Source organism: Nocardia sp. NPDC051030, assembly GCF_040683015.1.
GTDB lineage: Bacteria > Actinomycetota > Actinomycetes > Mycobacteriales > Mycobacteriaceae > Nocardia.
Genome location: NZ_JBFBCD010000003.1, coordinates 135,093 through 158,013 on the forward strand (window position 1 = coordinate 135,093; position 22,921 = coordinate 158,013).

A 22,921-nucleotide genomic window follows, 5' to 3' on the forward strand; every position below is an offset into this window, starting at 1 on the left:
CGGCTCCGGTCAGGATTGGATGAGCTTCCAGTCCGATGGCAGGCCTTCCACTTTGACCGTCGCGCCTTCGGCTTCGATGGTCACCGTTGCCGGTCCCAGCCGCAGATCGGCGAGGCGAACGCGGCCCGCGCGCTGCGGGATCTGGGCGGCCAGCGTCAGAGTGCGTTGCGGGACATCGGGATCCAGTCCCAGGAACGAGCGCATCAGCAGCAACGGCGCGGCGCTGGACCACGCCTGAGGTGAGCAGGAGGTGGGGTAGGGGATGGGCGCGTTGAAGTCGGTGCGGGCGAAGCCGCAGAAGAGTTCCGGTGGGCGCGAACCGAATTCGTGGACGGCTTCGAGGAGACCGCTCGCGAGGCGTTCGGCAAGTTCCACAGCGCCCGGGATATGCCGGTAGCGCAGCAGACCGGCGATCGCGATGGCGGTATCGTGCGGCCAGATCGAACCGGTGTGGTAGCCCATGGGATTGAAGCGATGCATGGCGGAAGACATTGTGCGCAAACCGAATCCGCTGTCCATATCGGAGTTGCCGAGGCGTTCGATGAGGGTCGCCGCACGCGTGTCCTCGACAATGCCGGTCCACAGGCAGTGGGCGGTATTGCTGGAGAGCGCGTCGATCGGGCGTTTGGAGGCATCGAGCCCGAGCGCGTACCACCCCCGCTCCGGGAGCCAAAAGGCTTCGTCGAAGCGATGTTTCAACTCCGCGGCCTGTGCACGCAACCGATCCGCGGTGGCGTGATCGCCATACGCCGCGGCGATATCGGCCCTGCCGAGCCGCGCGGCATACACATACCCCTGCACCTCACACAGCGCGATGGGCGGTTCGGCGAGGCGGCCGTCGGCGAAGCTGATCGCGTCCCAACTGTCCTTCCATCCCTGATTGGCCAGTCCCTTATCGGTTTTGCGCCGGTACTCGACGAATCCGTCGCCGTCGGCATCGCCGTAGTCGTCGATCCAGCCGAGTGCCGCGTCCGCGGCGGGCAGCAGTTCGGTGATGGCCTCCGCGTCCACGCCCCAGCGCCTGCATTCGGCGAGCAGCATCACGAATAGCGGTGTCGCGTCCACGCTGCCGTAGTAGACGGACCCGCCGAGCACTCTTTCGCCGCCAGGGCCGTGTCGCATTTCGTGCATGATCCGGCCGGGCTCCTCCTCGGTCATCGGATCCACCTGTGCGCCTTGCAGTTTCGCGAGCTGACGCAACGTGCCCAGGGCCAGGTCGGAGTCCAGCAGCAGCGCCATCCAGGAGGTGAGCAGGCTGTCGCGCCCGAAGAGCGCCATGAACCAGGGCGCGCCCGCGGCCACATAGGAGGTCTGCTCGTCCGGATCGTCCATGCGCAGCGCACCGAGATCGCTCTCGGTGCGTTGCAGGATGGCGGTGAGATTGACCCCGCCCGCGGCGAGGCTGGTGGCGCTGGCCCGCCACGCCCGAATCTTATTGGTGGGATTGTCCTGATCGTCATTGTCGAGGTTCATCGGCACAATGCGATGCTCGAGCACCGGCTGGCACTGCACCACCGTCCGCCAGCTGCCGTGCCGTGGCACTACAATCCGCCAACGCAGCGATCCGGGGTGGATGACGGGGTGGCCGTCCGCGGTGATGGTGAGCCCGCGCCCCGGATCATTGCGGTCGATCAGATGCAATGCGCTCTCGGTGGCGCTGAGTTCACACCCGCCACTGCCCGCGCGACCCTCCTTGACCGCGAACAGATCCGCGAAATCGGAGTCCACACCGAGCGTGACCGTCATGGCCGTGTCCTCGTCGCCCAGATTCTGGATGGTGATGGACTCCCGCATGCCATTGCCGATCATCCGGCGTCGCACGATCAGCACCGTGGCGTCGGCGACGCCCGGCGCCGGATGCTTGCGCCCGACGAACCGGGCCCGGAACGCCTCCGGCAACATGACCGAAAGCTGTTCCGGCGCACGGCCGTCCAGCTGCAACTCCCACCGGTCGAGCACCCGCGCATCCCGATAGAACAGCCCGTGCGACGTACCCGAATGAATATCGCCGAGCGGATCGGACAGGCAGAAGGTGCTCGCCTCGACCATGGTGACGACGCCACCCCGGCCGCTGATCGCGGCCGGGGGGCCCGCATTGAACACACTCACCAAGCGCTCCGGACCGTGCCGCCGGACTTGCGGCTCAGCGACGGCACCATGGTCGCCCGGCGATGGCGGCCGATGGAACGCCCGGAATCGATGCCGGTGAGAACCGCCTGCCGATAGACCGCGTCATACCCTGCGGCGAAACGATCGGTGGCGAACAGTTCCTCGACCCGGCGGCGGCAGGCGTGCGGGTCGATCTCGCCGACGCGGGCGATGGCGTCCGGCAACTCGTCGGGATGGTCGCAGATGAAGCCGGTCACCCCGTGCTCGATGACCTCCGCGACCGCGCCGCCACGCAAGGCGACCACCGGTGTGCCGCACACCATCGCCTCGATCATGACAATGCCGAACGGCTCATCCCAGCTGATCGGGAACAACATGCATTTCGCGCCCGCCAGCAGCTGCCGCTTGGCAATGGCGTCGGCCTCGCCGAACACATCGTCGGTGGCGGTCAGCAGGGGCTCGACATGCTCTGCGAAGTACGCCTTCTCGGCCGGTTCATTGCACTTACCGGCCAGAATCAGCCGGATACCGGCGGCGTGCGCGGCCCGCAATGCCACATCGGGACCCTTGTATGGGGCGTAGCGGCCCAGGAACAGCGCGTAATCCATTTTCTCGGTATGGAACGGCCATTCCTCGGGATTGATCGCATTGTGCACGCGGCCAATCCAATTCAGGTCCGGGGCCAATTCGCGCTGCCGGTCGCTGATGGCCACGAGTTTCATATTGCGGTCGAATGCCCGGTAATAGTCACACATTTCGGCGTCGACCGGACCATGGACGGTGGCGATGGCCGGTATCCCCAGCATCCGGTATCCCGCCGCATTGAGCGGGCCCGCGAACGTGTGGTCGTGGACGATATCGATCGGATCTTCCCGGTGCAATCGTTCGATAATTCGCCACACCTTCATGGCGTGCACGATCTCGGGATAGGGCTCGCCGAGCTTGGCGCTCTGCGGTTCGTCCCACACCCGGATGAACCGGGCCTTCGTTCCCGCCCGGCCCGCGCCGAGCAGCGTAACCCGACGTCCGCGAGCCACGAGCTCATCCGCGAGCGAGGCCACGACGGCCTCCACGCCGCCATAACCCGACGGCGGTACATCGAAATAGGGCGGAGCCACCAGCACGATGTGCAACTGCCGATCGGGGGCGGGTGCGGGGCGGTCGGCCACGGGAATCGACAACAGATCGCAAACGGAATCGGAGAAGGCGTCATCCGAGTGTCCGATAGTCATTCCATACTCCTCAGTCGAGGTCGAATGTTTTTGAATGCCGATCGAAAACTTCTTCACCGTGGCACGTCCTCGAACGCGCTTCAAGCGAATGAGAACGGGTAACCAGGATTCGTGACGGGATGGTTATCGAACCTCCTCCCGGCTACTTTTGGCACTTCTGACCGGTGCGATTGCCCCTTTGTCGAAGGATGAGTCGATCGCCCGATTCCCCCACTTGGACGCTTGTTCCGGAGGCGTTCGGCCCTCGTTTCGCGGAGTGGCCTAGATCACAGTTTGGTAGCGGTTCGCCCCAACTGCCGCAAACCCTTTCCATGGTCTTTGCATTGTCTTTACGATTACCCCCGTTCTTCGCCAGACATCAAAGCGTCGTGCTGACACAGCTACGCCCGCCGCTCGCTCTCGATGCCAGTACATGTTGACCGATGAACCGGACGGCGCTGCCGCTCCGGCGAAGGAGAAATATGTCCACCGACACCGATCAGCCTCCACGGACGTCGCTCATGAAGGGACAACTGCCCGGGCTCGCGGATCTGATGCGCCGCGATCTGCCCGCTTCCGTAGTGGTTTTTCTCGTCTCCCTGCCGTTGTCCATCGGCATTGCCGTGGCCGCCGGTGCGCCGGTCGCCGCCGGGCTCATTGCCGCCGTGGTGGGTGGCGTGGTCGCCGCCCTGGTCGGCGGCTCGGCCTTACAAGTCAGCGGACCGACGGCCAGTCTCACCGTGGTCGTCGCCGAATCGATCAATCAATTCGGCTGGGCCGCAACCTGTTTCATCACCGTCCTCGCGGGCGGATTGCAGATCCTGTTCGGATTGAGCCGGATCGCGCGCGGCGCGCTGGCCATCGCACCGGTCGTGGTGCACGCCATGCTCGCCGGAATCGGCGTGGTGATCGCCCTGCAACAGGTGCACGTCCTGGTCGGCGGCAATTCGCTGAGCTCATCCTGGGACAGCATCGTGGGCCTGCCGGAGCAGTTGCGCTCGGTGCATCCCGGCGATCTGTTCCTCGGCCTGCTCGTCATCGCCATCCTGGTCGGCTGGCGGCGAGTGCCCGCGCCGATCAAACGCGTGCCCGCCCCGCTGGTCGCGGTGGTGGTGGCGACGCTGCTGGCGGCGGTGCTGCCGACCACGGTGGAGCACATCGTGCTCAATGGCACGCTGCTCGAAGAGCTGCGGCTGCCGCAGGTTCCGCACGGCGGCTGGGCCACGGTCGCGCTCATGGCGGTGACCATCGCGCTGATCGCCAGCGTGGAGACCCTACTATCGGCCGTCGCGGTCGACCGGATGCGGCAGAACTCCACGCGCCGAACCGATTTGGATCGTGAGCTGATCGGCCAGGGCGCGGCCAATATGGTGTCCGGCATGATCGGCGGCCTGCCCGTCGCGGCGGTCATCGTGCGCAGCATCACCAATGTGAAGGCCGGAGCGCAGAGCCGGGCCTCGACCATGTTGCAGGGCTTGTGGATTCTGCTGTTCTCGGTGGCGCTGGTCGGCGTGGTGCGCCAGATTCCGAAGGCGGCGCTGGCGGGCCTGCTCATCGTGGTCGGCATCCAGCTGATCAAGCTGGCCCACATTCGGCGGGCGCAGCGCACCGGCGACCTGGTGGTGTACGCCGCCACCGTGGTCGTGGTGGTGTTCTGGAATCTCTTGCTGGGCATGCTGGTTGGTCTCGCACTGGCCTTCGCGCTGCTGCTGTGGCGGGTGGTGCGGGTGAGCGTGGTGGCCGAGGCGGTCGAGCCCGCGCGCTGGCGGATCACCGTGGACGGCACCTTCACCTTCCTGGCGCTGCCGAAGCTGTCCGCCGAACTGGCCAAGGTGCCCACCGGCGCGGACGTGACCATCGAGATGATGGTCGACTTCCTCGACCACGCCGCCTACGACGCCATTCAGGAGTGGGTGTGCGAGCACCGATCCGACGGCGGCACAGTCGAATTCGTGGAAATGGGCTCCGCGCGCATGGCCGATGCCACCGACGGCCCGCCCGCGCGCGGGCACTCCCGGCACATGCTCAATGAGGTGCTGGGTCCATGGCGGCGCACCGGCGCGGACGTGTCTCCGATCGTGGCGGGCGTCGCCGCCTACAACCGCAGTCACGCGCATGTGATGCGACCGCACCTGGGTGTGCTGCGCGATGGGCAGGAACCGGATTCGCTCTTCGTCACCTGCGCCGATTCCCGCATCGTCCCGAATGTCATTACCAATAGCGGTCCGGGCGATCTGTTCACCGTGCGCAATGTCGGCAATCTGATTCCGACGGGCGGACAGGACGCGTCCATGGAGGCCGCGCTCATCTACGCGCTCGACAAGCTGGATGTGCGCTCGGTGGTGGTGTGTGGGCATTCCGGCTGCGGCGCGATGGAGGCCTTGCATTCGGAGGCGGTGACCGGATCCGATCTCGACAATTGGCTGGCGCATGCCCGGCCGAGCCTGACCCGCTACCGGTTGGGTCATCCGGTGGCCTCGGCAGCGGCTGCCGCCGGTTTCGGTCCGGTGGATCAGCTGGGCATGGTGAATGTGGCGGTGCAGCTGGAGGCGCTCCACGCACATCCGGTGGTGCGGCGCGGGGTCGAGGAACGGGGCGTGGTGCTCTCGGGCCTGTTCTTCGATATCACGAGCGCTCGTGTGGTGGAGGTCACGGTCGACGGGATCGCCGAGATTGATGACGTGGGCCACCCCGTCGAGGCATTACCTGCGTGATTTGTGCAGTACCGGGCGTGAATCTGCAAAGATTCACGCCCGTTTTACATTGTGGCCCAGCTTTTCTCAGCCTTTGCTAAGTCTTTACTTCTAGCCTGGCCTGAGCTCGTCCGGTGAGTCTGTGGCCAATGGTGTCCACAGCAATTTTCGATGCCCCTACGCACATGTTCTCTTCCGAGGCGCAATGCCTCGGATGAAGGAGCGAATATGTCGATCGACACCGATTCACCGCCAGGTAGATTCGATGGCCGGCTCAATTCCGTGCTGCGCCACGATCTTCCCGCATCAATCGTCGTCTTCCTGGTCGCACTGCCACTGTCCCTCGGCATTGCGGTCGCCTCCGGCGCGCCCATTGCCGCCGGTCTCATCGCCGCGGTCGTCGGAGGCGTGGTGGTGGGCCTGCTCGGCGGGTCGCCATTGCAGGTCAGCGGTCCCGCCGCCGGTCTGACCGTGGTCGTCGCCGAGACCATCAACCAATTCGGCTGGAAGACAGCCTGTTTCATCACCGTCGCAGCCGGTCTGCTGCAAATCCTGTTCGGCCTGAGCCGTATCGCGCGCGCCGCCCTGGCCATTGCCCCGGTGGTCGTGCATGCCATGCTCGCCGGTATCGGCATCACCATCGCCCTGCAGCAATTGCATGTGCTGCTCGGCGGGGCTTCGCACAGCTCGGCCTACCAGAACCTGATTCAGCTGCCCGGTGAACTCGCCAATATCCACGGTGACGACTTCATTGTCGGCGTGGTGGTCATCGCCATCATGCTGAGCTGGAAGTATGTGCCCGGCAAGCTCAAGATGCTGCCCGGACCGCTGGTCGCCGTACTGGTGGGCACCGTGCTGGCGCTGGTGCTGCCCGGCAATCCGGAGCGAATCGTGTTGAGCGGCTCGCTGTTCGACGCCATCGGGCTGCCGCAGATTCCCAGTGGAGGCTGGGGAGCCGTGGCACTCGCGGCACTGACCATCGCGCTCATCGCCAGTGTGGAGAGCCTGTTGTCGGCGGTCGCCGTCGACAAGATGCACACCGGGCCGCGCACCAACTTCGATCGGGAGCTCGTCGCGCAGGGCGCGGCGAATATGACCTCCGGACTGCTCGGCGGCCTGCCCGTCACCGGCGTGATCGTGCGCAGCGCCACCAATGTGCAGGCCGGTGCGCGCACCCGCGCTTCGGCCTTCCTGCACGGCATTTGGATCCTGGTGTTCGCGGTGGCCCTGGCCTCGGTCGTGCAGCAGATCCCGAAATCGGCGCTGGCCGGGCTGCTGATTGTCGTCGGCATCCAGCTGGTGAAGCTCGCCCACATCCGATTGGCCCGGCGCACGGGCGATCTGGCCGTCTACGCCGTCACCGTGGTGTCGGTCGTCTTCCTGAACCTCCTGGAAGGCGTGCTCATCGGCCTGCTGCTGGCCTTCGCGCTGCTGCTGTGGCGCGTGGTGCGGGTCGTGGTGTCGGCCGGACCCGTGGTCGGAACCGACCGCTGGCTGGTCACCATCGACGGCACCTGCACATTCCTGGCGCTGCCCAAGCTGTCCTCGGAACTGGCGAAGGTCCCCGAGGGAACCGGTGTGCTGGTCGAAATGAGCGTGGACTTCCTCGATCACGCCGCCTACGAGGCCATTCACGACTGGGCCACCCAGCATGAAACCACCGGTGGCACAGTCGAATACGTCGAGCTCGGCACCGCTCACATGGCGGCTGCCCTGACCGGACCGCCCGTGCGCGGACGGGCGCGGGGCCTGCTCGACGACGTCCTGCGCCCGTGGCGCGACGGCAATGATGGCGATCCCATCACCAAGGGTGTGGCCGCCTACCACCGGCGCAATGCGCATGTGGTGCGCCCGCATATGGACGAGCTACGTGACGGACAAAATCCGCACTCGCTGTTCATTACCTGCGCCGACTCCCGCATCGTCCCGAACGTCATCACCAATAGCGGGCCCGGCGACCTGTTCACGGTCCGCAATGTCGGAAACCTGGTGCCCTCGGGTGGGCGGGACAACTCGATCGAGGCCGCCCTGGCCTTCGCATTGGATGAGCTGGAAGTGGACAACGTGGTGGTCTGCGGCCATTCCTCCTGTGGGGCAATGAATGCTCTGGTCGCGGGTGCACCCACCGGTTCCGGGGGAGGTCTCGGTGCCTGGCTTGCCCACGGACGGCCCAGCCTGGACCGTTTCCGTTCCGGTCACCACCCCGTGGCAGCCGCAGCCGCAGCCGCCGGATTCGGTGTGGTCGACCAGCTCAGCATGGTCAATGTGGCAGTGCAGCTGGAAGTCCTGCGAGCACATCCGGTAATCCGGAATGCCGTCCTGTCCCGCGGAATCACGGTATCCGGCCTCTTCTTCGACATCGGCTCCGCCCGAGTCCTGGAAGTAACGGCCGACGGCATCGCGGAAATCGCCGACGCCGACCTATCGGCCCTGGCCGCAGCAATGCCCTGAGATTGGTAGTGGGTGGCCAGACTCCGCCCCCTTTGTTGACGAGCATGCAATGGCTGAGGCCCCACTCGGGCTTTGCCCCAGCCATTGCATGCTCGTCGCGGTGTATCGACAGTTGGGGCCGGGCATGTTCTGCCGGGTGTGTGATGGTGGAGGGTGTTCCGGCGTGTCGTCTGCACTATTGAACGCTCGGTGAGGTGGGCGGCCTACGCTGGCGCGGATCGTGACATTGTGGTTGGTGGAAGCCTTGTGTCGGCCGGATCGGAGTCGAATGGAAATGGTTGCGGAGCCCCCTGTTTCGATGGCCGTCGTGCCGGGAACCGAGCTGTTGCGGGAGCAGTGGCTGGGGGAGCGGATCGCCGAGATGGGCATTTCTTGGGGGACTGGGGATAGTCGGGTTTCCGGGACTTTGTGGTGGTGTATGGCCGCGTCGTCGCTGGTGAATCCGATTGTTACCGCCTTCGCGACCGGGCGGGCCGCCATGGATCCGACGCTCGAGCACATTGCGCTGGAGATTCGGCCCGATGGCGGCGTCGAGCGGGTGCTGCCCGCTATGGGTTCGGCGGATGACGCGCATTTCTCCGCGCTGACGCAGGGGGTGGCGGAATTCGGGCTGGATGTGAATCAGTCGGATGCCGGAGACTCGTGCTGCGGGACCGCGACGGCGAATTCCTGTTGTGTCGCTTCCCCCGCCGGGCATGCGCTGCGGCAGACCCTGTCGCGAGTGATTCCCATGGTCGCCGAGGTATCCGGGGCCGGAGTGGCGTCACTGTGGGCGATCGTGGCTGATGCCGTGGGCAATCGGGCCTTGGACAGTGGCGATCAAGAGGCCGGGGCCAGGCTGGCTCGGGAGGTGGCCGGGCGGCTACCGGTGCCTCGATTCGCCGATTTCGGTGGCCGGACCTTCGTGCGCCGCATCTCCTGCTGCCTGGTGTTCGAGGTGCCGGGGTGCGAGATGTGCACGAGCTGTCCGAAACGTCCTGCGGCAGAGCGGGAAATGCTGCTGGCGGAGTTGGCGGCCCGCGGCTGAGGATTTCGCCGCTGCCCACCGGCATCCGCTGTGCGCCGCAGAGTGATTCGCATGGCCGATGAGGTGATTCGCGCGGTAGCTGAGGTGATTCGCGCAGTCGATGAGACCGATGTCTGCGGTGGTCGACGCCGGATGACCTGCCACTGCCGAAGAGGTCGGCAGGCCGGGGTCCGCCGCCGGTGTTGAGCGACGCGATGTCACCTGTGGCTGCATAACCCGAGGTCGGCCCCGGTGTCGCGGGTGCGACCTGTGCGGCCGGGCGGGGTGGCGACGCGGCGGGGCCGGTCCATCGGCGCGCGGCCACCTCGGTGCCGATAGCATGGTGCGCGCCGGAGTAAAGCGTTTCGCGGAGTATGGCGAGCGTGACCGGCCGTGATAGTGGGGAACCCTCCCCACGTATCTGCCCGCAGGACCATTCAGACGATCGGCCGGATCTACCGTCCGCCGCCATATTGCCAAGGAGTGCGCAGCCGTGACCACCTCAGCCGCAAGGACCCCAGCCGCCCTCGTCCGGGTGCCGGCCGGGACTACGGCTGGTGCCGCGGTGCGCGAGGCCGAACTGCCGAGCAAGGGGCCGGACGCGGTCATCGTTGTTCGTGATGACGAGGGCAACCTCAGGGATCTGTCGTGGACCCCGGAGGTCGATGTCGAGGTCACGGCGGTCACCGCCGATTCCGAGGACGGCCGCAGCGTGATCCGGCATTCGGCCGCGCATGTGCTCGCGCAGGCCGTGCAGCAGGAGTTCCCCGAGGCCAAGCTGGGTATCGGCCCGTTCATCAAGGACGGCTTCTACTACGACTTCCAGGTGGACAAGCCCTTCACCCCGGAGGATCTGACCAAGCTGGAATCCCGGATGAAGAAGATCGTCAAAGGCGCGCAGCGGTTTTCGCGCCGCGTGATCGAGGTCGAGGATGCTCGCGTCGAACTGGCCAAGGAGCCGTTCAAGCTGGAGCTCATCGCCGATAAGTCGGGCATCGACGATCCGGAGATCATGGAGGTCGGCGGCAAAGAGCTGACCATCTACGACAATCTGGACCCGCGCACCGGGGAGAAGCTGTGGGGCGATCTGTGCCGCGGCCCGCACATCCCCACCACCAAGTACATTCCCGCGTTCAAGCTGACCCGCAGCTCCGCCGCCTACTGGCGTGGTGACCAGAGCCGCGAGGACCTGCAGCGCATCTACGGCACCGCCTGGGAATCGCAGGAGGCTCAGGACGAGTACCTGCGCCTGCTGGAAGAGGCCGAGAAGCGCGATCACCGCAAGCTCGGTCTGGAACTGGACCTGTTCTCCTTCCCTGATGAGCTGGGTTCCGGCCTGCCGGTGTTCCACCCCAAGGGCGGCATCATCCGCAAGGAGCTCGAGGACTACTCGCGTCGCCGCCACGTCGCCGCGGGCTACGAGTTCGTCAATACCCCGCACATCACCAAGGGCCACCTGTTCGAGGTCTCCGGCCACCTGGACTGGTACCGCGAGGGCATGTTCCCGGCCATGCATCTGGACGCCGAACTGAACGAGGACGGCACCGTCCGCAAGCCCGGCCAGGATTACTACGTCAAGCCGATGAACTGCCCGATGCACAATCTGATCTTCCGTTCGCGCGGCCGGTCCTACCGCGAACTGCCTTTGCGCATGTTCGAATTCGGCTCGGTGTACCGCTACGAGAAGTCCGGCGTCGTGCACGGCCTGACTCGCGTCCGGGGCATGACCCAGGACGACGCGCACATCTACTGCACCAAGGAGCAGATGCACGCGGAGCTGACCTCCACGCTGCAATTCGTGCTCAGCCTGCTGCGCGACTACGGCCTCGACGACTTCTACCTCGAGCTGTCCACCAAGGACCCGAAGAAGTTCGTCGGCTCCGATGAGCTGTGGGAGGAAGCCACCGAAACCCTGCGCAAGGTGGCCACCGACTCCGGCCTGGAGCTGGTGCCGGATCCGGGCGGGGCCGCGTTCTACGGCCCGAAGATCTCGGTGCAGGCCAAGGACGCACTGGGCCGCACCTGGCAGATGTCGACCATCCAGCTGGACTTCAACCTGCCGGAGCGGTTCGAGCTGGAGTACACCGGTTCCGACGGCGGCAAGCACCGGCCGGTCATGATCCACCGGGCGCTGTTCGGGTCGATCGAGCGGTTCTTCGGCGTGCTCACCGAGCATTACGCCGGTGCCTTCCCGGCCTGGCTCGCGCCGGTGCAGGTGGTCGGCATTCCGGTCGCGGCCGACTTCGCCCCGCATCTGGACGCGGTTATCGAGGCATTGCAGTCGCACGATATTCGCGCCGAAGTGGATCGCAGCGACGATCGCATGCAGAAGAAGATCTTCAACCAGACCGCGCAGAAGATCCCGTTCATGCTGCTGGCCGGTGCGCGCGATGTCGAGGCGAACGCGGTGAGCTTCCGCTTCCGTGACGGCACCCAGGTCAATGGTGTGCCCGTCGCCGATGCGATCGCCACCATTCGCGACTGGGTCGGCCGCCGCGAGAACACCTCTCCCACCGCGGAGGGCTTCGAGATCCGATCGGCACAGGCATGAATGGTCAGGGCCCGGAGGCGGTAGCTTGCGTAACCACGCAGGGCCCCCAGTCATGCCTCAGGGGGACAACAGCATGACGGAACGTAGGGGACCCGGGGGTCTCGCGGGTGAGGCTGCCGGGCAACAGGATTCGGCACCTCGGGAGCAGATAGTGGATGGTGGCGCGGCGGGGGAACCGGATCGCTTGCAGCGCTTGTGGACTCCGTACCGGATGTCCTACATCACCGGGGCGGTCGTGGAACGCGATGCCGCACAAGAGGATGCGCCGAAGAAGACCGGGCATCCCTTCACCGACATCCCGCAGATGACCGATGAGGACGGGCTGGTCCTGGCGCGCGGTCAGTGGGTCTACGCGGTGCTGAATCTCTACCCGTACAACCCCGGCCACATGATGGTGGTGCCCTACCGCCGCGTCGCCAATCTGGAGGACCTGACGCCGGAGGAGAGTGCCGAACTGATGGCATTCACCCAGCAGGCCATTCGGGTCATGAAGCGGGTGTCGCGGCCGGAAGGCTTCAATGTCGGCCTGAATCTCGGTGGCGTTGCCGGTGGTTCACTCGCCGATCACCTGCATCAACATATCGTGCCGCGCTGGAGTGGAGACGCGAATTTCATTACGGTTGTCGGCGGCGTGAAGGTAATGCCTCAGCTGCTGCGGGAGACCCGGGCGCTGCTGGCGGAGGCATGGAAGGAATCCGAATAGCGTGCTGAGCTTCTTCGGTCGCGAGACGTTCGCCAAAGCGACTGCCCCCCTGGGTAAAGCATTGGTGAGCACCGGTCTGACCCCGGACGCGATGACGCTCATCGGCACCACCGCTTCGATTGCCGCGGCGGTGACACTCTTCCCATCCGATCACCTGTTCTGGGGAACCATGGTGATCTGGCTGTTCGTCATGTTCGACATGCTCGACGGAGCGATGGCGCGGGCGCGCGGCGGCGGCACGAAATACGGTGCGGTGCTGGACGCCACCTGCGACCGGGTCGCCGACGGCGCGATCTTCGGTGGCCTGGCCTGGTGGTCGGTGTATCACGCGCACTCCAAGCATCTGTTCGTCGCGACCCTGGTGGTGCTGGTGACCTCGCAGGTCATCTCCTATGCCAAGGCGCGCGCGGAGGCCAGCGGACTCTCGGCGGACGGTGGGCTCATCGAGCGTCCCGACCGCCTGGTCATCGGCCTGGTCGGTGCCGGATTGACCGGTATCGGTGGGTATTTCGAGATCGAGTGGCTGTCCTACGCCGTCTATGTGGCCATCTACATTCTGGCGGTGCTGAGCATCGTCACCGTCTTCCAGCGGGTGCTGGCCGTGCGCAATTCGCCTGGCGCGCGCGACATTATCGCCCCGGCGGCGAAGGCTCCGGAGGAACCGCAGCGGTGAATACCGATTTCACGTCCGCGATGACCGATAAGGCATACGCGGCCGGGTGGGGTCTTGTCCGCGGTCTGCCGGAAGGTATGGCGCGGCGCACATTCGACCTCGGCGCGGACGCCGCGGCGCGTAAAGCCAATAAGGCGGCGCATCACGGACATCCGAATCAATTGCGGCGCAACCTCGCCCGCGTGCTCGGCACCACTCCCGAGCAGGTGCCGGACGAGCTGATTCGCGACAGCATGCGTTCCTACGCCCGCTACTGGCGCGAGGCGTTCCGGCTGCCGACCATGGATCATGTGGCACTGGGGAAATCGCTGCGCGTGGCCGGTACCGAACATCTCGACGCGGCCCTCGTGCAGGGGCGCGGCGCACTGCTGGTGCTGCCGCACTCGGGCAACTGGGATATGGCCGGTGTGTGGCTGGCGCAGAATTACGGCAGGTTCTCCACCGTCGCGGAACGGCTGAAGCCGGAATCGCTGTACAAGCGCTTCATGGATTACCGGGACAGTCTCGGGTTCGAGGTCTTCCCGCTCACCGGCAGCGAGCCGCCATTCCCGCGGCTGGCGGAACGCCTGCGGCAGAACAAGATTGTCTGCCTGATGGGGGAGCGCGACCTCACCGGCAAGGGTGTTCCGGTCGACTTCTTCGGTGAGCGCACCTGGCTGCCCGCGGGCGCAGCCAGACTCGCCATCGACACCGGTGCGCCGCTCATGCCCGTGCACTGCTGGTTCACCGGGGATCGGGGCCGTGAAGACTGGGGCATGGAAGTGCATCGGGCCCTGGACACCTCGGGTGGTGTGCAACCGGCCACCCAGGCCCTCGCGGATCGTTTCGCCGCCAATATCGCCGCGCATCCCGCCGACTGGCACATGTTGCAACCGCTGTGGGAGAGTGACTTGTCGGAGGCCCGGCTGGCGCGCATCGAGGCGGCGCAGCAGGCATTGGGGTATCGGGATCCGGTGGCGGGCACCGGGACCGAGGGGGACTTGGGAGACGGCGCGCTATGAGAATCGGCATGGTCTGCCCGTACTCGTTCGATGTTCCGGGCGGGGTGCAGTCGCATGTCGTGGAGCTCGCGCAGGTATTGATCGAACGCGGGCATCGGGTCAGCGTGCTCGCGCCCGCCGCCGATGACACGCCGCTGCCGGAATATGTGGTGTCGGCGGGCAAGGCCGTGGCGATTCCCTATAACGGGTCGGTGGCGCGACTGTCCTTCGGGCCCACCGCCTATACCCGGATCCGGCGCTGGATCGCCGACAATGACTTCGACGTGCTGCACATTCATGAGCCGAACGCTCCGAGTCTGTCGATGCTGGCATTGAAGATCGCGGAGGGGCCGATCGTGGCCACCTTCCATACCTCGACCACGAAATCGTTGGTGCTCAGTACTTTTCAGGGTGTGCTGCGGCCGTATCACGAGAAGATCAGTGGGCGGATCGCGGTATCCGAGCTGGCGCGGCGGTGGCAGGTGGAGGCGCTCGGCGGGGACGCGGTCGAGATTCCCAATGGGGTCGATGTGCCCGCGTTCGCGCATGCGCCGTTGATGGAGGGCTATCCGAAGCCCGGGAAATCGGTGCTGTTCCTGGGGCGTTTCGACGAGCCGCGCAAGGGTATGGACGTTCTGCTGGGTGCACTGCCCGAATTGGTGCGCCGCCATCCCGATCTCGAAGTGCTGATCGTGGGCCGCGGTGACGAGGACCGGTTGCGGCGTGAAGCCGGTGAAAATGCCAGGCATCTGCGCTTTCTCGGCCAGGTCACCGATGCGGAGAAGGCTTCGGCCATGCGCAGCGCCGATGTGTACTGCGCGCCGAATATCGGCGGCGAGAGCTTCGGCATCGTGCTGGTGGAGGCCATGGCCGCCGGAACCGCCGTTGTCGCAAGCGATTTGGATGCCTTCCGTCGGGTGCTGCGCGACGGCACCGCCGGAATGCTGGTCCCCGTCGGTGATTCCGATCGACTCGCGGAGGCCATCGACACCGTGCTCACCGATACCGATCGTCGCGAGGAACTCATCCGCACGGCCAATCAGGTTGTCGGCGAATACGATTGGCCCGTCGTGGCGGAGCAGATCCTGCGCGTCTACGAGACCGTCACCGTCGGCGGCGTACCCGTCAGGACTGCCGGATGATCACATTCTCCGCGACGACCATCCTGGTCCTCGCACTCGTCGCCGCGCTCATCATCACGCTCGGCGTCTGGGCCTACACCACCGCGAACCGCCTGGACCGCCTGCACGTGCGCAGCGACCAGGCTCGCCTCGCCCTGGACGCCGCCCTGGCCCGCCGCGCGGTCGTGGCTCGCTCGGTGGGTGCGGTCCTCGCCGGTCTCGATTCCGATGTGGAGTGGGTCGAACGAGCCCGCCGTCTCTCCACCTTCGCGGACCGAGCCGAACGCGCCAACTGGCACGACCGCGAAACCGTCGAAAACCAGCTCGCCGCAGCACTGTCGGCCGTCGACATCGCGGCCCTCCCACCCCAGTTGGTGGCCGAGTTGGCCGATGCCGAAGCGCGAGTCCTCATCGCCCGCCGCTTCCACAATGACGCCGTCCGCGACACCCTCGCCCTGCGCACCCGACGCTCGGTCCGCTGGCTGCACCTCGGCGGTACCGCCCCCCTCCCCACCTACTTCGAAATCGCCGAACGAGTAACCCCCGCAGCATCCACCGGCCTCGAAGTGGACACCGTCCGAACCTCGGCCCGAGTCGTGTTGCTGGACGAAAACGACCGCGTTCTCCTCCTCCGAGGCCACGACCCCAAAATCCCCCAGGTCGAATTCTGGTTCACCATCGGCGGCGGCGTAGACCCCGGCGAATCCCTCCGCGACGCCGCCATCCGCGAACTCCACGAAGAAACCGGCCACACCGCAGACCCCTCCGCCCTCTGCGGCCCCCTCTGGCGCCGAGTAGCCGTCTTCCCCTTCAACGGCGAACTGATCCGCTCCGAAGAACTCTTCTTCATCCTCCGAGTCCAACAATTCGACCCGGAGCCAGCGAATCTAACCTTCCTGGAACGCCGCTCCATCACCGGCAACAAATGGTGCACCCCCGCCGACATAGTCGCCCTGGACCTCTCCGGCGAAACCGTCTACCCCTACCACCTCGACCAACTCCTCCCCGAAGCCATCAAGGCAGTAGACACCGCCCAAGCCCCCGAAGTCCGCTCCATCCGCTGACCCGCCCGCCGAGGGAGCTGTGGTGGCGTAAATCAGGCCCCGATCCCGCCACCAGAGCTCCCTGATCTTGGTGAGTGGGCCGCGCCCCGGTCACGCCATTCGCCTGCGAGGTCGAGGATGGCGAAGGTCGGGGTGAGAGATTGCGGCGCGATCACGCGAATCGGATTGGAATCCGGTGGGCGGGATGGGGGAGCGAGAACCGGTTACAGCGGGCGATTGCGGGGCTACGGTGGGCCGGTCAATGGTGATCTGTGGCAAGGACTTCGGGATGAAGCTGATGTATGCCCTGTGGGGCGAGGGTTTGGGCGAGCGGTTGCACGGGGCTGAGTTGCGGCGGGAGTTGGCGGCGGCTGGGGTACCGAGTTGCAGGTCAATATTCGTGATGCGGATGTTGAGGCGGCTCAGGTGCGGCATAGCACGTATGACGAGGCGATTGCGGCCATTGTGAGTGTGCGGACCGAGGGTTCACACGAATCGATCACTGCCGCACTGGCTTCCGTGGCCAAGGAGGTGGACGGGTGGATTGTGGAGGAGCGCACGCCGATCGTTCCGCCTGCGGTTGAGAGCGGTGTGCGCACCGATGCCCTCGCGAACTTCGCGCTGCTGCGGATCCCTGCCGATCTCACTCGCGAGGAATGGTTGCATCGCTGGCATGACCTGCACACCACGGTTGCCATCGAAACTCAGGACACCTTCGGGTATGTCCAGAACACCGTCCGCGAAGCCATCACCGACGGTAAGCGGGTTGATGCGCTGGTCGAGGAGCTGTTTCCGATGGCGGCCATGACCAGCGCGCACGCCTTCTACGGTGCGGCCGACGACGCTGAACTCCAGCAGCGGGTTACCCGGATGATGGAAAGCGTCGTCTCCTTCGGCGCACACCTCGATCTGGACCTGGTTCCCACTAGCCGATATGTATACCCGCTGGCCTGATGGCCTCAGCCGAAGTGTGAGCTTCGGACCGGGCCTGGGGAATTCATCGGGGTGCGCGGGCCGGTGAGCCAGGTGTCGCGGGTTGCGGTGATGAAGGCCGCGAAGGCTGGGTCGAGGTCGGGTGGGGTTTCGTCGTCGCCGGTGTCGGGGGTGCCGTCGGCGAGGACGATGTCGACGGCGATTTTGGGCTCGCGGCGGGTGTCTGCGGGCAGGGGGTCATTGTCGACTCGTTGCTTCGCTGCCCAGGGTTCCACGACGACCTGGTGCAGCAGTCCGCTGACGTCTGCGCTTACCGGGGGTGGGGAGGTCCAGCAGGTGGCGTGTTCGTAGAGGATTTGGCCGTCGGCTCGTTCGCGCAGGGTGTTCAGCAGGTCGGGGTCGAGGTCGCGGAGGTTGTAGGCCACGACCACCGTGTCTGTGCCGCCCGGTGCGTACGGCTGGATGGGGAGGCCGAGGAGTTGGCCGGCGGCCAGGCCGAGGATGGCGCTCGAGCGGTCGGGCAGCATGGAGACCGAGCGGGGGCGGCGTCCGGAGGCGTTGAGGATCAAGGAGAGTCGGTCGAGGCTGTAGCGGCACATTTGTGGGCTGTCGCCGAGGTATGCCCAGCGGCCGGTCATTCCGGCGCGGAAACCGTAGGGGGACAGGGTGGCCAGGTAGCCGCCGGTCAGGGTGAAGTGCCAGCCGCGCAGGTCGTGGTGGTCCAGTGCGGAGATCGGCTCGACGCGGTCCGCGCGTGAGAGCATCCGGGCCACGCGGTCGCGGGCGAAGAGCCATCGGTCGTCGTCGGGCGGGGTCAGGCGGGCGAATTCGGTACGGGCGCGCGGCAGGTCACTGGCGAGGATGCTGTTGTAGACCAGCAGGTAGCGCTCGGGCCAGGGCCGCAGCATCGATTCGTTGGCGATGAGTACCTCGGCGGCCTCATGGTGGCGGTATTCGTCTTCGAGGGCGGTGACCAGCTCTGCGAGTGCGAGATGCGAGTCGGGTGCCCGCAGCAGAGCCTCCCGTAGGAATGGGACGGCGAGGAAGGACACGCCGCGTTCGACGCATTCGTATCCGAAGACCGTGAGGGCCTTCGCGTCCGCCGGTTCGGAGGCCACGGCCCGTGCGGCGGTGGCCAGATCGTCGAAGTCGGCGGCGGTTGCCAGCTGTTGCATGATCACCGCGAGATCGACCAGCGGAGCTGCGTCCGCGGTGAATCGCAGGGCGCGGATTGCACCCGGCACATCGCCTTCGTCGGCGAGTCGGCGGGCTTGTTCCAGTTCATTTGTCATCGCTGTCGATTTTCAGGGAGAGAACGACTGTCGGCAAACGAGATTCGAAGCTTCCGGATGAATACCGGCGCGTTCTCGACTAGGGTCCGGGATGGTTTGCTGCGCAAAGGAAGCGGCTGACCTTGTGTGGAGGTGAATGCTTTCGTGTCTTACCTGCTTTTCGATTTCCTGGAGCCGTACCTGGGTACGTCTGCGGCCGAGTATTGGGCGACTCTGCTCGTCCTGCAGCCGCTTGGAATAGCGACGCAGTAGCTCCTTCTTGGGCTGAATCGCGTTGGATGCTGTGACGCCCGTCATCGTCCTCGATGGCGGGCAGTCCAGTCGTGTCGGACTGGCTATCAAGTGGCCTGATGTGGACGCCTAGAATCGGGTTGTTCGATTCCGAGCGATTCGATTGGCCCAGATGACACAGGAGTTTGCCGTGACTACGCCCGACACCACCCCGACCATCGGTACCGCCCGCGTGAAGCGCGGTATGGCGGAGATGCTGAAGGGCGGCGTGATCATGGATGTCGTCACGCCGGAGCAGGCCAAGATCGCCGAGGACGCCGGCGCCGTCGCCGTCATGGCGCTCGAGCGGGTGCCCGCCGATATTCGCGCCCAGGGTGGCGTGTCCCGCATGTCGGATCCGGACATGATCGACGGCATCATCGCCGCGGTCTCCATCCCGGTCATGGCCAAGGCCCGCATCGGCCACTTCGTCGAGGCGCAGATCCTGCAGTCCCTCGGCGTCGACTACATCGACGAGTCCGAGGTGCTGACCCCGGCCGACTACGCCAACCACATCGACAAGTGGAACTTCACCGTTCCCTTCGTCTGTGGCGCCACCAACCTGGGCGAGGCGCTGCGCCGCATCACCGAGGGCGCGGCCATGATCCGCTCCAAGGGTGAGGCCGGCACCGGCGACGTCTCCAATGCCACCACCCACATGCGCACCATCCGCGGCGAGATCCGCCGGCTCACCTCGCTGTCCGAGGATGAGCTGTTCGTGGCCGCCAAGGAACTGCAGGCCCCGTACGAGCTGGTCCGCGAGGTCGCCGCGACCGGCAAGCTGCCGGTCGTCATGTTCACCGCCGGTGGCATCGCCACCCCGGCCGACGCCGCCATGATGATGCAGCTCGGCGCCGAGGGCGTGTTCGTCGGCTCCGGCATCTTCAAGTCCGGCAACCCGGCCGAGCGCGCCGCCGCCATCGTGAAGGCCACCACCTTCCACGACGACCCGGATGTGCTCGCCAAGGTTTCGCGTGGTCTGGGTGAGGCCATGGTCGGCATCAATGTCGAGGAGATCCCGCAGCCGCACCGGCTCGCCGAGCGCGGCTGGTAATTCGGCTCGCGCGGCTGGCCGGTGAGCGCAGCCGAACGCTGAACTCTGAACCGCCGGATGGTCCTTCGGGACGGTCCGGCGGTTCTTTTGTGTGCCGCAGTGTCTTTCGGCCCTAGTCGCGGTTGCGGGCGGGGTGCTACATGTCAAGGGAGCCAGACGCGGAACGTGCACGGCCGACCGGTCCGGTGAAATTCCCGCTACCTGCGTGCATGCCACTCCAGCAAACTCAGCTAATTAACTAGGATTGTACTGCGGCAAATTTACTACCTGGCGATTCCTCGCTAATGTTCGGCTCGAGCACCTGCTCGACAGTCGAATAGAGCTTTCTGGCAAGGAGTCCGCATGCTGGAGATCGACCAGTTCACCTATGGCTGGCTTACCCCGGCACTGGCCTATCTCATGTCCGTCATCGGCTCGTTGCTGGCCCTGCGCTGCATGGTGCGGGCCCGCAGTCAGAACGGGCATGGCGGCTGGGTTGCCATCGGTGCCATCGCGTTGGGCGGCACCGGGATCTGGGTCATGCATTTCATTGCGATGCTGGGCTTTTCGGTGCGGGACGCGACCATTCGCTACAACGTGCCGATCACCTTGTTCAGCGCCGCCATCGCGATGGGCGTTGTGTGGCTCGGACTTTCGATCGTGGTGCACCGGCATGCGGAGGCGTTCGCGCTCATCGTCGGCGGCACGATCACCGGGCTCGGGGTCGGGGCCATGCACTACTCCGGCATGTACGCCATGAAAACCGATGCGACCGTGCGCTATGACCCCTGGATCGTCATGCTCTCGCTGGCCATCGCGGTCTTCGCCGCCACCGCCGCACTGTGGTTCGCGCTGCATGTGCGCGGCATTCTCGCCACCATCGGCGCGGCCCTGATCATGGGGGTCGCGGTGTGCGGCATGCACTACACCGGCATGTTCGCCATGCATGCCCATGTGGCCGAGCACATGCACGCGCCCTCGGGTGCGCAGGCGAATCAGCTGCTGACCCCGCTGATCGTCGCGGTCGGCATGGTGACCATGCTCATGCTGCTGCAGGTCGGCATCACCGATGTGGACGAGCCCGACCTCAGCCGCATTCGCGGCCAGTACGCCAGCCGGTTCTGGCCCAGCCGCAACACCACGGAGTACCAACATCGCGGCTTCCCGCCGGACGATTTCCCCACCGAGACCTTCGATCCGCGCCACCGCCGCCGGTAGCCGCGGGCCGGAAATCCAGGCGACGCAGCGCATCCGGTTTTGACACGATGCACGGGTGACGACAGGGCGAGTTCGAAGCGCACCTCACCGTGCGCGCGGCACACCTATCCGCCAGGAATGACGTCGTTTATTGGCCGCCGTGGTGGCGTGACTCGACCGACGCGCTGCGGAAGTTTGCCCGCCGGGGATCTGATCAGTCCGGCAGGCCGGTGCGGCGGATGATGGGGATGCCGAGGATGTCGCGGATGTAGATCTCGATGAATTCGGGTAGCCAGGGGTTGGTGGCCATTCGGGCGAAGTGGTCGGTGAGGCGTTGGTCGGGGGTTTCGGTGAGATGGACTGTGCGCCAGCAGTTCAGGGGCTGGTTTTCGCTGCCGGAGACCGAGTGTTCGACGTGGAAGACCGGTTGGCGGCTGTCGGCTTGTAGGGGCTCGCCGTCGGGGCCGGGGAGTTCGGCCGCGCCGATGAACGTGACGGTCTGAGCGGCGTCGTCGAGCTTGGTTTGCTCCAGGACCAGGCCGTATGTATCCGGTTGCAGCCACAGGCGTTGCATGGACCGTCGCACGAAAATATCGCCTTCGCCCCATGATTCGGCCGTGCCTGCGGCAACTACGTAGGGAATGAACAGGTCCGGTCGCCGCGCCTTGCGTCGTTCCATGTCCCACAGCATCGTTCGGGTGAAGACAACCGGTGCGCCGAGATCGTAGCGCTCGGCCAGCGCCCGATTGACGTCCGCCGGGGGTAGCTCGTAGCGGGTGGCGGACGGGTCCTCCCAGGCCAGGGCGAAGATCTTCTCGTGGTCGATGCCGGGCATGGTGCCTCCCTCGTAAAGCGGTTGGGCTGCACGCCATTATCGTCCGACCGGTGTTTGCCGCAGGCATATTCGCGGTCGCGCGGGAGAGGGCGATCACCGATTTCACCGGTCCGATGCGGAGGCTGGTGGCGCATGTGCGCGGCGAGTGGACGTTCGCCCCGGGCGGCTCGGATTGCCTTGTCCGGTGGACTTATTCGTCTTATCCGCGACCGGGACGACGGTTCTTGATCCGGGGCGTGGCCGCACCGCTGTGGCGGCGCTATGCGAAGGCCACCCTCGCGAGGACGGTCGCGGTGGTCGAAGCGCACTGACCGACGGGCGTCAGGGGCGGGTTTGCGGATCGTCGATGAGGCGGCGGTGCAGTTCGGCGGTCATCTGGTGGATGGCGCGGGTGAGTTCGGTATTGGTTTTGAGTTCGAGTTCCTGTTCGTTGAAGTCGTGGTCGGCCTTCAACTGCTGGAATTCGGCCTGCCGGTTCTGGCCGATCATGACGAAGGTGGAGAGGAAGATCGCTTCCAGGGAGACGGCGAGGGTCAGGGTCGGCCAGGGGCTCTTCTCGAAGAAGATCATCCATAGCGCGAAGCCGACGGCGTGGATGTAGACGAACCGCATGGAGCCCGCGAACTTGGTGATCCAATCCGCGACTCGGAGTTGAATACTCGCGGCGCGCTGCTCGCGCAGGGAGACGACGGCGGGATGCTGGTCGACATGCTGGTCGAGGCGCGGCGGCTGAGTCATGGTCGAAGAGTAAGCGGTGCGGAATCATTTCCAGCCGTGTCGGTTCCGCGTGTTACCGTGACCGGTCCGCGGCACATCTGAT

At 65.8% G+C, this 22,921-nt stretch carries 18 protein-coding genes; 13 read left to right on the forward strand and 5 right to left on the reverse strand.

The window, feature by feature from the left end; genetic code table 11:
• Positions 1-9 precede the first annotated feature (9 nt).
• Positions 10-2,049, reverse strand: a complete 2,040-nt coding sequence (locus AB0N05_RS09700; protein ID WP_364692241.1) for a glycogen debranching N-terminal domain-containing protein — start codon at positions 2,047-2,049, stop codon at positions 10-12.
• Between the two features lie 56 nt (positions 2,050-2,105).
• The gene (locus AB0N05_RS09705) at positions 2,106-3,341 is read right to left on the reverse strand and encodes a glycosyltransferase family 4 protein (protein ID WP_364690052.1); all 1,236 of its coding nucleotides are present in this window, start codon (positions 3,339-3,341) and stop codon (positions 2,106-2,108) included.
• 461 nt (positions 3,342-3,802) lie between these two features.
• Between AB0N05_RS09705 and AB0N05_RS09710 the strand changes: the two genes are divergently transcribed.
• From AB0N05_RS09710 to AB0N05_RS09755, 10 genes are all read left to right on the forward strand, one after another.
• A complete protein-coding gene (locus AB0N05_RS09710) occupies positions 3,803-6,034 on the forward strand; it encodes a SulP family inorganic anion transporter (protein ID WP_364690054.1) in 2,232 nt (743 codons plus the stop codon).
• Between the two features lie 207 nt (positions 6,035-6,241).
• On the forward strand, positions 6,242-8,464 hold the full coding sequence (locus AB0N05_RS09715) for a bifunctional SulP family inorganic anion transporter/carbonic anhydrase (RefSeq protein ID WP_364690057.1): 2,223 nt from the start codon (positions 6,242-6,244) through the stop codon (positions 8,462-8,464).
• A 418-nt stretch (positions 8,465-8,882) separates the two neighbouring features.
• Entirely contained in the window at positions 8,883-9,491 is a 609-nt protein-coding gene (locus AB0N05_RS09720; RefSeq protein ID WP_364690060.1) for a (2Fe-2S)-binding protein, read from the forward strand.
• Positions 9,492-9,963: 472 nt separating this feature from the next.
• Positions 9,964-12,021, forward strand: coding sequence for a threonine--tRNA ligase (gene thrS / locus AB0N05_RS09725; RefSeq protein WP_364690063.1), 2,058 nt, complete (start codon positions 9,964-9,966; stop codon positions 12,019-12,021).
• A 73-nt stretch (positions 12,022-12,094) separates the two neighbouring features.
• On the forward strand, positions 12,095-12,724 hold the full coding sequence (locus AB0N05_RS09730; RefSeq protein ID WP_364690066.1) for an HIT domain-containing protein: 630 nt from the start codon (positions 12,095-12,097) through the stop codon (positions 12,722-12,724).
• Between the two features lies 1 nt (position 12,725).
• Positions 12,726-13,397, forward strand: a complete 672-nt coding sequence (pgsA, locus tag AB0N05_RS09735) for a phosphatidylinositol phosphate synthase (RefSeq protein WP_364690069.1) — start codon at positions 12,726-12,728, stop codon at positions 13,395-13,397.
• A 20-nt stretch (positions 13,398-13,417) separates the two neighbouring features.
• The gene (locus AB0N05_RS09740) at positions 13,418-14,398 is read left to right on the forward strand and encodes a phosphatidylinositol mannoside acyltransferase (protein ID WP_364692244.1); all 981 of its coding nucleotides are present in this window, start codon (positions 13,418-13,420) and stop codon (positions 14,396-14,398) included.
• The gene (locus AB0N05_RS09745; protein WP_364690073.1) at positions 14,395-15,519 is read left to right on the forward strand and encodes a glycosyltransferase family 4 protein; all 1,125 of its coding nucleotides are present in this window, start codon (positions 14,395-14,397) and stop codon (positions 15,517-15,519) included. Before AB0N05_RS09740 ends, AB0N05_RS09745 begins: the two co-directional genes overlap by 4 nt.
• A complete protein-coding gene (locus AB0N05_RS09750) occupies positions 15,519-16,562 on the forward strand; it encodes an NUDIX domain-containing protein (protein WP_364692247.1) in 1,044 nt (347 codons plus the stop codon). Before AB0N05_RS09745 ends, AB0N05_RS09750 begins: the two co-directional genes overlap by 1 nt.
• 405 nt (positions 16,563-16,967) lie before the next feature.
• A complete protein-coding gene (locus AB0N05_RS09755; RefSeq protein ID WP_364690076.1) occupies positions 16,968-17,495 on the forward strand; it encodes a hypothetical protein in 528 nt (175 codons plus the stop codon).
• A gap of 5 nt (positions 17,496-17,500) precedes the next feature.
• On the opposite strand, the gene AB0N05_RS09760 is transcribed toward AB0N05_RS09755, so the two are convergent.
• Entirely contained in the window at positions 17,501-18,766 is a 1,266-nt protein-coding gene (locus tag AB0N05_RS09760; RefSeq protein ID WP_364690079.1) for a hypothetical protein, read from the reverse strand.
• A gap of 421 nt (positions 18,767-19,187) precedes the next feature.
• On the opposite strand from AB0N05_RS09760, the gene pdxS reads away from it, so the two are divergent.
• Positions 19,188-20,090, forward strand: a complete 903-nt coding sequence (gene pdxS / locus AB0N05_RS09765) for a pyridoxal 5'-phosphate synthase lyase subunit PdxS (RefSeq protein WP_364690082.1) — start codon at positions 19,188-19,190, stop codon at positions 20,088-20,090.
• 342 nt (positions 20,091-20,432) lie between these two features.
• Positions 20,433-21,287: an MHYT domain-containing protein gene (locus AB0N05_RS09770; protein WP_364690085.1), complete on the forward strand. Its 855-nt coding sequence runs from the start codon at positions 20,433-20,435 to the stop codon at positions 21,285-21,287.
• 193 nt (positions 21,288-21,480) lie between these two features.
• Here AB0N05_RS09770 and AB0N05_RS09775 read toward each other — a convergent pair whose 3' ends face one another.
• Positions 21,481-22,101, reverse strand: a complete 621-nt coding sequence (locus AB0N05_RS09775; RefSeq protein WP_364690088.1) for a hypothetical protein — start codon at positions 22,099-22,101, stop codon at positions 21,481-21,483.
• A gap of 50 nt (positions 22,102-22,151) precedes the next feature.
• On the opposite strand from AB0N05_RS09775, the gene AB0N05_RS09780 reads away from it, so the two are divergent.
• Entirely contained in the window at positions 22,152-22,412 is a 261-nt protein-coding gene (locus AB0N05_RS09780) for an SRPBCC family protein (protein WP_364690091.1), read from the forward strand.
• A gap of 10 nt (positions 22,413-22,422) precedes the next feature.
• Here AB0N05_RS09780 and AB0N05_RS09785 read toward each other — a convergent pair whose 3' ends face one another.
• Positions 22,423-22,839, reverse strand: coding sequence for a DUF1003 domain-containing protein (locus tag AB0N05_RS09785; protein ID WP_364690093.1), 417 nt, complete (start codon positions 22,837-22,839; stop codon positions 22,423-22,425).
• Between the last annotated feature and the right edge of the window lie 82 nt (positions 22,840-22,921).